At 53.1% G+C, this 14641-nt stretch carries 12 protein-coding genes; 6 read left to right on the forward strand and 6 right to left on the reverse strand.

The annotated features are described in order from the left end of the window. Window positions 1-86 precede the first annotated feature (86 nt). A complete protein-coding gene (locus MYB54_RS13965) occupies window positions 87-1784 on the forward strand; it encodes an NAD-dependent malic enzyme (protein ID WP_039500482.1) in 1698 nt (565 codons plus the stop codon). 59 nt (window positions 1785-1843) lie between these two features. On the opposite strand, the gene gsiD is transcribed toward MYB54_RS13965, so the two are convergent. From gsiD to MYB54_RS13985, 4 genes are all read right to left on the reverse strand, one after another. Continuing rightward, window positions 1844-2749, reverse strand: a complete 906-nt coding sequence (gsiD, locus tag MYB54_RS13970; RefSeq protein ID WP_039500480.1) for a glutathione ABC transporter permease GsiD — start codon at window positions 2747-2749, stop codon at window positions 1844-1846. Between the two features lie 9 nt (window positions 2750-2758). Beyond that, window positions 2759-3679, reverse strand: coding sequence for a glutathione ABC transporter permease GsiC (gene gsiC, locus MYB54_RS13975; protein WP_010280879.1), 921 nt, complete (start codon window positions 3677-3679; stop codon window positions 2759-2761). Window positions 3680-3787: 108 nt separating this feature from the next. After that, the gene (gsiB, locus tag MYB54_RS13980; protein WP_248720918.1) at window positions 3788-5332 is read right to left on the reverse strand and encodes a glutathione ABC transporter substrate-binding protein GsiB; all 1545 of its coding nucleotides are present in this window, start codon (window positions 5330-5332) and stop codon (window positions 3788-3790) included. A 25-nt stretch (window positions 5333-5357) separates the two neighbouring features. Continuing rightward, window positions 5358-7259, reverse strand: coding sequence for a dipeptide ABC transporter ATP-binding protein (locus MYB54_RS13985; RefSeq protein WP_248720919.1), 1902 nt, complete (start codon window positions 7257-7259; stop codon window positions 5358-5360). Window positions 7260-7860: 601 nt separating this feature from the next. Here MYB54_RS13985 and moeA point away from each other — a divergent pair. The 3 genes from moeA to MYB54_RS14000 all read left to right on the forward strand — a co-directional run bounded on the left by moeA (window position 7861) and on the right by MYB54_RS14000 (window position 10557). Further along, a complete protein-coding gene (gene moeA / locus MYB54_RS13990) occupies window positions 7861-9096 on the forward strand; it encodes a molybdopterin molybdotransferase MoeA (RefSeq protein WP_248720920.1) in 1236 nt (411 codons plus the stop codon). Between the two features lie 2 nt (window positions 9097-9098). Then, a complete protein-coding gene (moeB, locus tag MYB54_RS13995) occupies window positions 9099-9857 on the forward strand; it encodes a molybdopterin-synthase adenylyltransferase MoeB (RefSeq protein ID WP_248720921.1) in 759 nt (252 codons plus the stop codon). A gap of 100 nt (window positions 9858-9957) precedes the next feature. After that, the gene (locus MYB54_RS14000) at window positions 9958-10557 is read left to right on the forward strand and encodes a nitroreductase family protein (protein ID WP_014914893.1); all 600 of its coding nucleotides are present in this window, start codon (window positions 9958-9960) and stop codon (window positions 10555-10557) included. 76 nt (window positions 10558-10633) lie between these two features. Here MYB54_RS14000 and MYB54_RS14005 read toward each other — a convergent pair whose 3' ends face one another. Further along, window positions 10634-11542, reverse strand: a complete 909-nt coding sequence (locus tag MYB54_RS14005) for a lipid kinase (protein WP_014914892.1) — start codon at window positions 11540-11542, stop codon at window positions 10634-10636. A gap of 283 nt (window positions 11543-11825) precedes the next feature. Between MYB54_RS14005 and MYB54_RS14010 the strand changes: the two genes are divergently transcribed. Next, window positions 11826-13301 (forward strand): sensor domain-containing diguanylate cyclase, encoded by a 1476-nt coding sequence (locus MYB54_RS14010; protein WP_248721974.1) that lies wholly within the window; start codon window positions 11826-11828, stop codon window positions 13299-13301. 82 nt (window positions 13302-13383) lie between these two features. Here the strand turns inward: MYB54_RS14010 and MYB54_RS14015 are convergent, their stop codons facing one another. Further along, window positions 13384-13551, reverse strand: coding sequence for a YqaE/Pmp3 family membrane protein (locus MYB54_RS14015; protein ID WP_010280855.1), 168 nt, complete (start codon window positions 13549-13551; stop codon window positions 13384-13386). 441 nt (window positions 13552-13992) lie between these two features. Here MYB54_RS14015 and MYB54_RS14020 point away from each other — a divergent pair, with 441 nt between their 5' ends. Next, entirely contained in the window at window positions 13993-14589 is a 597-nt protein-coding gene (locus MYB54_RS14020) for a YolA family protein (RefSeq protein ID WP_039287353.1), read from the forward strand. Window positions 14590-14641: the final 52 nt, after the last annotated feature.

Raw genomic sequence — 14641 nt, forward strand, 5'->3', positions numbered from 1 at the left:
GTACATATTTTCTGGGTAATTTAAGATCCGCAACAGTTTTTATCGACAACACCTGAGTTTTTTCTGTTATCCGAGAGTAAAAAGTCATGGAATTAGAATACGAAAGCAAACGTCCTCTCCATATTCCCTACGCTGGCCCAATCTTGCTTGAATTTCCCCTGCTGAATAAAGGCAGCGCGTTTACCGAAGAAGAACGCGCTAACTTTAACCTGCATGGTCTGCTGCCTGAAGCCGTCGAAACTATCGAAGAACAGGCAGAACGCGCCTGGCGTCAGTATCAGGAATTCAAACACGATATTGAAAAACACGTGTACCTGCGCAACATTCAGGACACCAACGAGACGCTGTTCTACCGCCTGCTGGACGGTCACCTCAGTGAGATGATGCCGATCATCTACACCCCGACCGTTGGCGAAGCCTGTGAACACTTCTCCGATATCTATCGTCGCGCACGCGGCCTGTTTATCTCCTACCCTAACCGCGCGCATATCGACGATATGCTGCAAAACGCCACCAAGCAGAATGTAAAAGTCATCGTTGTAACCGACGGTGAGCGTATTCTGGGTCTGGGCGACCAGGGTATCGGCGGCATGGGGATTCCAATCGGTAAGTTGTCGCTGTACACCGCATGTGGCGGTATCAGCCCAGCCTACACTCTGCCTGTCGTTCTGGATGTCGGCACCAACAACCCGCAGCGCCTGAACGATCCGCTGTACATGGGCTGGCGCCACCCGCGTATCACCGACGACGAATACTATGAATTTGTTGACGAATTCATTCAGGCCGTTAAGCGCCGCTGGCCGAACGTGCTGTTGCAGTTTGAAGACTTCGCACAGAAAAATGCGACACCGCTGCTGAACCGCTATCGTGATGAGATCTGTAGCTTTAACGATGACATTCAGGGCACCGCCGCCGTTGCGATTGGCAGCCTGATTGCCGCCAGCCGTGCAGCAGGCACTCAGCTACGCGATCAGACCGTGACCTTCCTGGGTGCGGGCTCCGCAGGCTGTGGTATCGCTGAGCAAATCGTCGCACAGATGAAGTCTGAAGGGCTGAGCGAAGAAGAAGCACGCGCACGCGTCTTCATGGTTGACCGCTTCGGTCTGCTGACGGACAAGCTGCCGAACCTGCTCGATTTCCAGAGCAAGCTGGTGCAGAAAAGTGAACTGCTGGCTGATTGGGATTGCAACAGCGACGCGATTTCACTGCTGGAAGTGGTACGCAATGCCAAGCCGACCATCCTGATCGGTGTATCCGGCCAGCCGGGTCTGTTCACGGAAGAAATCATCCGTGAAATGCACAAGCACTGCGCGCGTCCTATCGTGATGCCGCTGTCTAACCCGACATCCCGCGTGGAAGCCCGTCCAGAAGATATCATTCGCTGGACAGAAGGCGCAGCGCTGGTCGCAACTGGCAGCCCGTTCGCTCCGGTTAACTATCAGGGCAAAGTTTTCCCTATCGCCCAGTGCAACAACTCCTACATTTTCCCAGGTATCGGGTTAGGTGTACTGGCGTCGGGTGCCAAACGTATCACTGACGGTATGTTGATGGCCGCGAGCCGTGCGCTGGCTGACTGCTCGCCGCTGGCGAATAACGGTGAAGGCGCGCTGCTGCCAGATCTGTCCGATATCCAGCAGGTGTCCAAGCGTATTGCACTGGATGTGGGTAAAGCCGCACAGCTGCAAGGCGCAGCCGTGGTGACGTCAGCCGATGCGTTGCAGAAGGCGATTGACCATAACTTCTGGCAACCGCAGTACCGCAGCTACAAACGTACCTCGTTCTAACGGTCTGACTGCTAAAAAGCGCGGCAAATGCCGCGCTTTTTTTATCACTGCTTTTTTATTCAGTTTTTCAATTTCGGGTCGAGCGCATCGCGCAAACCGTCACCCAGTAAATTAAACGCCAGAACCGTCAGAAAGATCGCCAGACTAGGGAAGATCGCGACGTGCGGGGCAATCACCATATCCGACCGCGCTTCATTCAGCATCGCTCCCCACTCCGGCATCGGCGGCTGTGCGCCCAGCCCTAAAAATGACAGGCTGGCTGCCGTGATGATCGACATCCCAATGCGCATCGAGAAAAACACCACGATAGAAGACACCGAACCGGGCAAAATATGCCGAAAGAGGATCGTCCGGTCGCTGGCACCGATGCTGCGGGCCGATTCGATGTAAGTAAGCTGCTTTAGCACCAGCGTATTGCCGCGCACCAGACGGGCGAAAGCCGGAATGCTGAAAATCGCGACGGCGACAATCACATTCGCCATCCCACTGCCCATAATCGCCACAACGGCAATCGCCAGCAGAATACCGGGGAAGGCAAACAGCACATCGCATAGGCGCATGATGATCCTGTCCGCCCACCCTTCGTAGTAACCCGCCACCAGACCGAGTGTCGTGCCGATAATCATCCCGACCAGCACCGAAAGAATGCCCGCCGCCAGCGAGATACGCGTCCCCATCAGGATCCGACTGAAAATATCACGTCCTAATGAATCCACCCCCAGCCAGTGTGCCGCCGACGGACCTTCATTCAGGCGCTCATAATCGAAATAGGTCTCGGCATCATAGGGGATCAGGTACGGTGCCAGAAACGCGATCGCAATCAGCAGTAGCACAAACACGCCAGCAATGACCGCGACATGTTGCCGAAGAAAGCGCCGCCAGAATTCACGCCACGGCGTACGAACCGATTTATCCCTAATGACAGGGAGCGTTGCCAGCATAGCGTTACGTCGCCAGTGTCTCATTCCCTTTCCTTATTTATAACGAATGGCTGGGTTAATCGCGGCATACAGCATATCTACCAGCAGATTGATCAGAATAAACTCCAGCGAAAACAGCAGCACCTCGGCCTGAATCACCGGATAGTCGCGCATCTCCACCGCATCCACCAGCAGCCGTCCTAGCCCCGGCCAGTTGAAGACCTTCTCCACGACGATTGAACCGCCGAGCAAGAAACCAAATTGCAGCCCCATCATCGTAACCACCGGAATCAGCGCATTGCGCAGCCCGTGCTTCACCACCACCAGCGATTCGCGCACGCCCTTTGCCCGCGCCGTACGCATATAATCTTCTTGCAAGACATCAACAAACGACGCGCGGGTAAACCGTGCCATCACCGCCGCCACGGCTGCGCCCAGCGTTAGAGAGGGCAAAATATAGTGCAGCCAGGTGTCTGCCCCCACCGTCGGCAGCCATCCCAGTTCAACAGAAAAGACCTGCATTAACAGCATGCCGAGCGCAAACGCAGGGAAAGAGAGACCGGAGACGGCCAGCGTCATCCCGATTCTGTCCGGCCAGCCGTTGCGCCACACGGCGGACACGATACCGATCGCCATGCCAAAAATTACGGCCCACACCATGCTGCACACCGTCAGCCAAAACGTCGGCATAAAGCGCATGGCAATCTCTTCGGTGACGGGGCGTTTCGATACGATCGACGTACCAAAATCCCCTTGCAGGATATTGGTAAAGAAGTGCCAGAACTGGTGCGGCAGCGGTTTATCCAACCCCAGATCCTGCCGGACCATCTCAATAACGGCAGCATCCGCTTCCCGCCCGGCGGCTAAACGCGCCGGATCGCCGGGTAACAGATGAACGAACAGGAACACCAGCACCATCACAATCAGGAGCGTGGGAATCAGTCCCAGTAGTCGTTTAATAAAATAATTCAGCATGAACAGTTTTCCACAGACATGCGTCGGACTCCCTATAAGTGAACGTGTGTTGACCACTGCGGGCAGCCTCACGGCCACCCGACTCCCTGGTCATTCTTTTGCAGCGGATTACTCCGCTAAATCGGCATCCTCAAAACTGAATAAGGTATCCGGCATCACGTAGAACCCGGTCAGTTTTTTGCTGTTCGCCGACACCAGGCGCTCTGTCGCCAGGAAAATCCACGGTGCATCTGCCCAGATTTTGTCCTGTGCATCTTTGTATAGCTTCTGCTTTTCCGTCCGATCCGTCGTTTTCAGCGCATTCGCCAGATCCGCATCGACTTGCGGATTGCTGTAAAACGCCGTGTTGAACTGTGCGGGTGGCCAGGAAGCCGTGGCAAACAGTGGCGACAGCGCCCAGTCGGCTTCACCCGTCGAGGCCGACCAGCCGGTGTAGAACAGGCGAACGCCCGTTTCCTTCACGCCCTTGCCTTCCACTTCCGCTGCGCGCTGTCCTGCATCCATCGCAGTCACCTGCACTTTCACCCCGACCTGTGCCAGCTGTTGCTGCGTGAACTGCAAGACTTTCTGCGCCGTACTGTGGTTATGCGATGACCAGAGCGTAGTGGTGAAGCCATCCGGGTAGCCCGCTTCTTTCAGCAGTTCGCGCGCTTTGGCCGGATCGTAAGGCCACGGATGATATTTTACTGAATAATCAATGCTGCTCGGCAGTGGCCCTTCGGCTGGTGTCGCATAGCCGGAGAACGCCACTTTAATCAGCGCCTCTTTGTTGATCGCGTAGTTCAACGCCTCGCGCACTTTTGGGTTATCAAACGGCTTCTGCGTGACATTCATACTGATGTAGCGGTGCAGAATCGACGGCGACGCCACCAGCGCCAGCTTGTCATTTTTCTCCAGCACTTTGGCCTGCTCGAACGGTATCGGATAAGCGAACTGCGCTTCACCGGTTTGCAGCAGCGCCGCACGCGTATTGTTATCGACGACTGGACGCCAGGTAATGCTGTCCAGCTTCGGCAGCCCGGCCTTCCAGTAGCCGTTGAATTTCTCGACTTTGACAAAATCGGTCTGATTCCAGGTCACAAAACGGTACGGGCCGGTGCCGACCGGATGGAAACCAATGTCCTTGCCGTACTGCTTTAACGCGGCTGGCGAGATCATCACCGCCGCCGGATGCGCCAGATTGTTAACGAACGCCGAGAACGGCGTCTTCAGCGTAATTTTCACCGTCAGATCGTCAACCGCCTCGGTTTTTTCGATCATCTTGAACAGGTTATATCGCTTCAGGCGATTGTCGGGGTTACTGGCGCGATCCAGATTCACTTTCACGGCGGCGGCGTTGAACGCCGTTCCATCGTGAAATTTGACACCCGGATGCAGCTTGACGGTATACGTCAGACCATCGGGGCTCACGTCATAGCTGCCCGCCAGGACGTTCACCAGCTTCATCTCTTTATCGAAGCCAAAGAGCCCCTGATAGAAGGACTTCGCCACCGTCTGCGATAGCGAATCGTTGGCATCATACGGATCCAGGCTGGTAAACGTGGAACCCACGGCGATAACCGCATCTTTGGCCGCCCAGACGGGTGAAGCCGCCATCGCAGCGGTTACGCCTGCGACCACTAACCAGCGCTGCTTTATCGTCATTACGCTCATGCTACGTTCTCCTTGTGAATCCCTGTCAATACGCGCCTGCTATTGGATGGTGCGCAACAAAGTGCCGCTCACCGACCTGAACCAAAGGCGCCGTGATCGGCTCGTCGCCAAGCGCCCGAATCGGGCTGGGTATTTCATCAACCAGCAGCACCTGCTCACGCTGACGGCGTGAGGGATCGGCAACCGGTACTGCCGACATCAGCTTGCGGGTATAAGGGTGCCGAGGGCGCTCGAATACATCTTGCCGCGAGCCAATCTCGACAATTTGTCCCATGTACATCACCGCCACGCGATGGCTAATACGCTCAACCACCGCCATATCATGTGAAATAAATAAAAACGCGATGCCGAATTCACGTTGCAGTTCCAGCATCAGGTTGATGATTTGTGCCTGAATCGACACGTCCAGCGCGGATACCGCTTCATCCGCAATCACCACTTTCGGGTTCAGCGCCAGCGCTCTGGCGATGCAAACGCGCTGGCGCTGACCGCCGGAAAATTCATGCGGATAGCGGCGGGCGTGTTCTGGCTCCAGCCCGACGCGCGACAACAGCCACTCAACGCGCTTTTCCGCTTCCTGCCGACGGCAAATGTTGTGAACCAGCAGCGGTTCCATAATCGAGAAACCGACCGTCAGACGGGGATCCAGCGACGCATAGGGATCCTGAAAAATCAGCTGAATATCACGCCGCAGGTGTTGTAACGCAGCCCCTTTCAGCTGATGGATTCGCTGACCATTAAAAGCAATTTCGCCCTTCTGGCTTTCAACTAGCTGGAGCAATGCACGGCTGGTGGTGGATTTGCCGCATCCCGATTCACCAACCAGCGAAAGCGTTTCCCCCGGCCAGAGATCGAAGCTGACGTTTTCCACCGCATGCACTTGTCGGGTCACGCGGTTCAATAAACCACTGCGAATGGGAAAACGCGTCACCAGATTGCTCACCTGTAAGATCGGTTCTGACTGCGCGGGAACGGTATCCTGCGGTACGTTGTCCGCAATACGCCCCGAGTATTGATCCAGCAGCGGAAACTTTTCCGGGAACGGTTGGCCGCGCATAGACCCTAACGCCGGTACCGCCGCCAACAGCCCCTGAGTATACGGATGCTGCGGTGCAGTAAAGATCTGCCCAACGCTCCCCGCTTCGACGCTTTCCCCACGGTGCATAACCAGTACGCGCTCGGCCATTTCCGCCACCACGCCCATGTCATGGGTGATGAAAATCACGGCCATTTCCATTTCACGCTGTAGCACACGAATAAGCTGCAGAATTTGCGCCTGAATGGTGACATCCAGCGCAGTCGTCGGTTCATCGGCAATCAGCAGCGACGGCTTGCAGGAGAGCGCCATCGCAATCATCACCCGCTGGCGCATACCGCCAGACAGCTGGTGGGGATAGCGATCCAGCACGTTGCGCGCTTCCGGTATTCTGACCAGATCCAGCATGCGCAAGGTTTCTGCTCGCGCGGCGCGTCTGTCCATCCCCTGATGTAAACGAATCGACTCGGCAATCTGTTCGCCGACGGGAAAAACCGGATTTAGCGACGTCATCGGCTCCTGGAAGATCATAGCCAGATCCGCCCCACGCAATGCGCGCATCGCACGCTGACGGGCACCGCGGATATCCAGCACCTGCCCATCGCGACGGCGAAATAGCATATCGCCCTGATGAATCACGCCGCCCGCATGTTCAACCAGCCGCATCAGCGCCAGCGACGTTACCGACTTACCCGATCCCGATTCTCCGACGATAGCCAGCGTCTCGCCCCGATCGACAGAGAACGTCAAATTACGCACCGCATCTGTCCGCTGCCCCTGCTGCTCAAAATAGACGCTCAGGTTGCGCACCTCCACCACCCGTTTTTCAGGCAAAATCAGCCCCGGAACAGGGGAAGACAGCGAGGCATAATGATCCTGTGTGGGCGACATGAACGGCGAATCTCCATATAAATGCGGCTGGAATCAGCGCAACGCGGTCAGGGACAAATTATCAGCGATTTTCGACTATATTTAGCGCAAGGTATGATGTAAAGCGGAAACTGAAATCGGCACGGTGAAAAATTTCTTTTTATAACATTAAGTTAATTGTCATAAAGACACGCCATCAGGGGCAATATGTCCTGCAAATCCGCCCACTTTTGCCCGAAATGGTTCGACTTGTGGGAAAAAAGTGACGCTTTAGCACCTCATCCTTGTCGTTTGATGCCCGACGAGTCATGCGCTATACCCTAAATAATTCGAGTTTCAGGCAGGCGGCAAGAGAAGGCATCCCGATGAGCTTACTCAAGTAAGTGATTCGGGTGACTTAGTGCAGCCAACGCACATGCAACTTGAAGTATGACGGGTATAAAAGCCCTATTCCTTGACCTGCGTACATTCACCCACGTTACGAACTCTGACATAATTAATACTGGCATAGGAAACGAGTTTTCGCCCATGAATGACGCGTTGCCGGAACACGATTCTTACTGATGAAATAAATCATATTAATGAAATCAGTCGTATTGATGAAACACACTGTGGAGTGAAGATGGAAAGCGTTAACGCAGGTTTACTGACTCTTGAACAAGCTCTGGAAAACATGTTTTCTCAGGTTCCTTCCCTTACCGAGACAGAGCGCGTATCCCTGTTCGACGTCGCAGGACGGATTACCGCCCATGCCATCGCTTCCCCGATTAACGTCCCACCTTTCGCCAATTCCGCGATGGATGGCTATGCCGTACGCTGCGCCGATTTATCCGCTTCAGCAACGCTGCCGCTGGCCGGCAAAGCGTTTGCTGGCGCGCCCTTCACCGGCGACTGGCCTGCTGGAACCTGCATTCGCATTATGACCGGCGCGCCGATTCCCGCAGGAGCCGACGCCGTCATCATGCAGGAACAGGTTGACGTCAGCGAGAACGGCATCCGCTTTCCACATGAGGTAAAACCCGGCCAGAATATTCGTCTGGCGGGAGAAGACATTCAGGCAGGTGCCAGCGTGCTGCCTGCTGGCTGCAAGCTTGGCGTGGCGGAGCTGCCGCTGTTGGCTTCGCTGGGGATTGCGCAGATTGACGTGGTGCGCCGTCTGAAAGTCGCGGTGTTTTCAACCGGTGATGAGCTGCAACCCGTCGGCGAACCGCTGGCAGACGGCCAAATTTATGACACCAACCGTTTCGCCGTCCGTTTGATGCTGGAACAGCTAGGCTGCGAGGTTCACGACCTGGGGATTATCCGCGACGATCCGGCAGCGCTACGCGCCGCTTTTCATGAAGCAGATAAGCTTGCCGATCTGGTGATTAGCAGCGGCGGCGTTTCCGTTGGCGAAGCGGATTACACCAAGCAAATGCTGGATGAACTGGGCGATATCCACTTCTGGAAGCTGGCGATCAAACCCGGTAAGCCCTTCGCTTTTGGCAAACTGCAACACGCCTGGTTCTGCGGCCTGCCGGGGAATCCGGTTTCTGCTGCGCTGACGTTCTATCAACTGGTTCAGCCACTGCTGGCTCGCCTGTCTGGCTATACGCAATGGCGCTTACCGCCACGGGTTCGCGTCAAAACCACCAGCGCACTGAAAAAGACGCCGGGGCGCACCGATTTCCAGCGCGGTATTTTCAGTCGCAACGCGCAGGGCGAGCTGGAAGTCAGAACCACCGGGCATCAGGGGTCACACGTTTTCAGTTCGTTCAGCCTCGGTAACTGCTTCATCGTGCTTGAGCAGGATCGTGGCCACGTCGCCGCTGGCGAATGGGTTGAAATCGAGCCCTTCAACGCGCTGCTGGGGCACTGAGCATGTTGCCGGAGCTGAGCGATGAAGAGATGCTGCGCTACAACCGACAGATTGTGCTGCGCGGCTTTGATTTCGACGGACAGGAAAAGCTAAAGGCGTCGCGCCTGCTGATTGTCGGTCTGGGTGGGCTAGGCTGTGCCGCCGCGCAGTATCTGGCCGCGGCGGGCGTCGGCCATTTAACACTGCTGGATTTTGACACCGTCTCTCTATCTAACCTGCAACGTCAGGTTCTGCATCGCGATGCCCGTATCGGCATGGCGAAGGTCGAATCCGCGCGTCTGACGTTATCCGATATGAACCCCCACCTTTCGCTCGATACGGTTGATGGCGATCTCGATGACGAGGCGTTGAGCGAACTGGTCAGCAAACACGACGCTGTGCTGGACTGTACCGACAACGTTACTATTCGCAACCGCCTAAACCGCATTGGCTTTCAACTCACGAAGCCGCTGATCTCTGGGGCGGCAATTCGGATGGAAGGCCAAATCAGCGTCTTTACCTATCAGCCCGAGGAACCTTGCTATCATTGTCTCAGCCGTCTGTTCGGTGCTAATGCGCTGACCTGCGTCGAGGCAGGCGTGATGTCGCCGCTGGTAGGCACCATCGGCAGTTTGCAAGCGATGGAAGCCATTAAGCTGCTAACCGGTTACGGCAGACTAGCGACAGGTCGACTACTGATGTTCGATGCGATGACGCTGCAATTTCGCGAAATGATGCTGCCGAAAAACCCGCACTGCGACGTCTGCGGCGGAGCGGGCTGACAAAGGAAAGATTGGCATCCGGCACGATAAGCCATTGAATACGGCGAAAATCAGTGACACATTATCAAGGCGAATCATCACGTAAACTGAGGAACACACCATGAGTAATGCTTTTTTGCAGTCAATCAAGGCCCGTCGTTCAATCTATGCCATCGGCAATAAGTTACCGATATCAGAAGATCAGGTTACCGCCCTCATTACCGAAGCCGTTAATGAAAGCCCCTCCTCTTTTAATTCACAAAGCTCACGCGTTGTGATTCTGTTCGGCGAGCAGCATCACAAACTGTGGGATATTGTTAAGCAGCAGCTGAAGAAAATTGTACCGGCAGACGCTTTTGCCCCGACAGAAAATAAACTGGCTTCCTTTGCCGCTGGCGCAGGTACCGTCCTGTTTTTTGAAGACACCGCCGTGATTGAAGCGCTACAGGAAAAATTCGCGCTTTATGCCGATAACTTCCCGGTCTGGTCTGAACATTCAACCGGTATTGCTCAGTTTGCCGTGTGGTCTACGCTGGCGCAGGAAAAAATTGGCGCTTCGCTCCAGCACTACAATCCGCTGATTGACGATGATGTTAAATCACAGTGGAATCTGCCAGCCAGTTGGAAACTGCGTGCTCAAATGCCATTTGGCTCAGTCGAGCAACCAGCCGGTGAGAAAACCTATATTTCCTTTGAAGAGCGTTTCCGCGTATTTAAATAATCCGCTGAATCAGCCTTTATCAACAAACAGGGACACCGCGCGGTGTCCCTGTTTGTTTTCGCCCCTATTTACGGCATCAGCGCGGTGGCGCAAAAACCTGAATCGCCTTTTCTCTGATCCCGAATACCGCTGGCGTTTTGCCAATCAGCTCACCATCGGCATTGATATCGTGCGGCTTCGAGGTATTCAACGTCAGTTGTCTGGCAGAAAAAGCGCGGACTTTGCGCCAGCGACCATGCGTTCCCTTACGGATAAAGGGGATCAGTGCCACCATTTCCCACCAGTGAGACACCTCCAGGCTATACACATCCAGCCGACCATCATCGGGCGCGGCACTGTCTGCCACCGCCATGCCGCCGCCGTAGAAACGCCCGTTTCCCACCGACACCTGCACGGTTCTCACCCGCTCTTTGATGCCGTCATGCTCAATCTCGACGCGGAAAGGACGACTTTGCTTCAAAAGCTTGAAGGCCGCCAGCGCATAGCCCAATGTGCCCCAACGCTTCTTGGATTTCGCCGACAGCCCACGCGCCAATGCCGCAGAAAACCCAATGCTGGAGACGTTAAAAAACAGATGCCCGTTAACCTCACCCAAATCAACGGCGCGCCGCTGCCCGCTAGCGATAACCTGCACGGCCTGTCGAATCTCTCGGGGGATTCCCACCGTACGGGCAAAGTCATTCGCTGTCCCTAAGGGCAGCACGCCCAGCGGCAAGCCAGTATCCACCAGACCTGGCGCGGCTGAATTTAGCGTGCCATCGCCACCGCCAATAATGACAAAGTCCACCCGATCCGCATACGCACGTATAATATCACTGCACGAACCCGTCTCTTTTTCATCCGGTTCGACGATACTGATCTGGCTTTGTTGCAATAATTCTTTCACATAGCGAGCTGAGGAATCGCCATTCCGCGCATGTTTATTAATAAATAAAAGCGCTGTTGGGCCTGACTCCTTCGCTGCTGAATAATGGCTCATGGTCATCCACCCAACATCATTGATTGATTAAATCTAACCATAGGGGTAATCAAACCGACAAGGGAGCTTTAACAAGCCCACAATAAAATACAAAACATTACGTTCCGGCAACCTGCTGCTAATACTTCCACACCGAAACCACTATACTGAATCCAACAAGCCAGCGAACTCTTTAGCCAGTTGTGCTATGGCGTCATTCCAGTAAAATGTCGCACCACTATTTTTAGGCGAAAACAGAGACTTATTACTTATTCACCTATCTCATGAATGATTCTCTGGGGAAACTATGTTGCAGACCGGATTCATTAATAACTCACGTTGGTTAGACAAAACGCGCGCAATCGTAATACTTGGATCCATGCTGCTTGCCGCCTTTCTGGTTATCAGTTGGACCAGCTATGAAGTGGCTAAAGAATCACTGGAAGAAGAAATCGAAGAAAATACCCTGCCGCTCACCAGTGATAACGTCTATTCGGAAATCCAGCAGGATTTGTTAAAACCTATCTTTATTTCATCCCTAATGGCGCACGATACGTTTTTACGTGACTGGGTACTAAAAAATGAAAGCGATCCACAGGCCCTATTCCGCTATCTGAAAGAGATCGATCGCCGCTTCAACACCGTATTTTCTTTTTTCATTTCTGATAAAACCGGGCTCTATTACGATCAACAGCGCATCCTGAAAACCGTCTCGGAATCGTCCCCCGACGATCAATGGTATTTCCAGCACAAAGCGCTATCGGATGACATGCCTTACGTTGTCGATCTCCGCGTCGATCCTGAAAACCGCACGCGTCTGGACATTTTCATCAACCACAAAGTGATGGATTATGAAGACAACTTCATTGGCATCACTGGCGTGGGCATACCCGTTGAGCGTGTTAAGCACCTGATTGAAAAATACGAACAGCGCTATAATCGGACGATCTATTTTGTTGATAAAGAAGGCAACATTACGCTACATGGAGAACGTTACGCGCGCTCGCTAAAACTTCAAGAACAGGAGGGACTGAACCGGATCGCGACCACGATTTTAACTTCCCCCGGCGGCGCTTACGAATATCAGTCAAACGGAGAACATATTTTCCTCAACACCCGTTTAATCCCTGAATTCGGCTGGTATTTGATGGTTGAGCAAACCAGTCACCCCAGTGAAAAACGACTGTTCACCACATTGCTAAAAAATCTGGGCATCAGCACGTTTGTCAGCGTCCTTTTTCTGTTTCTGCTGTGGCTGACGATTGGCGGATATCAACGCCGTCTGGAACAGATGGCGACGACCGATAAATTAACGGGCCTCATGAACCGTCAGGCATTCGATTATTTATTCCGTCGTCTCGGGACGAAAAATGCCTTACAGCATAAATCGCTCTCCATTATTTTGATTGATATTGACCACTTTAAGAAAATTAATGACAAGTACGGCCACAACGTCGGAGATATGGTTTTAAAAGAGGTTTCCGCCATCCTATCGGCCAATACCCGCTCCAGCGATCAATCCTGCCGTTGGGGAGGAGAAGAGTTCGTCATTTTGCTCGACGATTGCGATCTCAACGCCGCACAACAGCGCGCCGAGGCCCTGCGTCAAAGTATTGAAACCACGCATCTTCCCTACAGTGAAGGAAGAATTCAGGTGACAGCCAGCTGCGGCGTTGCTGAATATCGGGCGGGCGAAACGCTAAACATGCTGATTAACCGCGCCGATATCGCGCTCTATCAGGCAAAACAGCAAGGGCGTAATCAGGTGGTCGGTGCCGCGCAATAGCGCGCCATCAATAAAAAGGCAACGGGGAGCATTATGTCTCCCCGTTATTTCATCTTAAATCGTCAAACAGGCTTTTCAGCCACTAAATACCATCATCTTTTGTCTGCACCCAAAACGCATGCACCAACCCAGGAAAATAGCCTAACAGCGTCAGAATAATATTCAGAATAAATGCCCCACCGATGCCTTTCCCCAGTAACACGCCCAACGGTGGCAAGAGAATAGTCAGTACAATACGCCAAAATCCCATATCAACCTCCGTAACGTGATGATTCCTTATGAAAGTAGTTCAGCACAGGGGATTTGTCAGTACGGGACGAGATGATTGAGAGTAATCTTTGTTGGGAAAATGAAAGCCTGTGTTTCAGTGCCCCAGGACCACACCACCATCCATCAGGACATGTTACATGGCGAGTACTCGTCTCTGCGCCCTATTGATCAAATGACCGAAGGCGTTATGCCACGTACTACTCTCCTCATTATTAATTCAATTAACTATTCATAATAATAAGAAAAACCGTCAAAACATATTATTTGAAATACATAGCAGAGGAAAAATAATTCTCTCAATAATTAAATACGCTCTGAATTTATATTTCCCGAGCGCCTTGAAAACCAGATTTAATTTTCTACACTTAATCGCGATGCAAGGACTTGCATCTAAAAACAGCGATTAACATTGGAGATTGTTATGAAAAAGAAATTCGCATTCCCTTTATTATTGTCACTGACTACGATTTTCAGCGCGTATGCTTATTCAGAAACATCCAGTCTTAATGATAAAGAAGGCCCGCCAGTTAAATTCGCCGAAACAGCCTTCGCCCAACTGGATGGAAGCAACAGCGTATTATCCGCTTCTGAAACGGGAGAGGCACCTGCACAAAACGGTGCGCTGCGGGCACCTGCGCCACCGCTGAGTCGGCTTGCTATCTATGCTGTCGGTTCATCAAACTGCAATTGGGAATATATGACCACGGTTGGCCAATTTTCAACAACGTGCGATCACGGAGGAGCACAACTTCGCGTTGCCGTACAGGAAATTGGTTATGGTGGTAATGCCATTGCCTGGATGAACTCAGGCCAATTAGCAAATTCTAAGAATTACCAGAATGATTCTATTTGCGTGGTAGGGACATCCTACGTTTTCCCTTGCCCCGTCGGTGGCACGGTTGTTGGCTGGATGAAATATTACAACCTTGACGGTTCGCAGAACGGTATATTTAAATTCCAGGACACCTCAATCAACGCTCCCTGGAATACCCTATACACTCAGATCAGCATTAAATAATATCCTTTCAGTCCCATCGATAAATAAAGGCCAATTCACACTTGGCCTTTTT

It is taken from the genome of Pectobacterium nicotianae, assembly GCF_023272715.1.
Lineage (GTDB): Bacteria > Pseudomonadota > Gammaproteobacteria > Enterobacterales > Enterobacteriaceae > Pectobacterium > Pectobacterium brasiliense.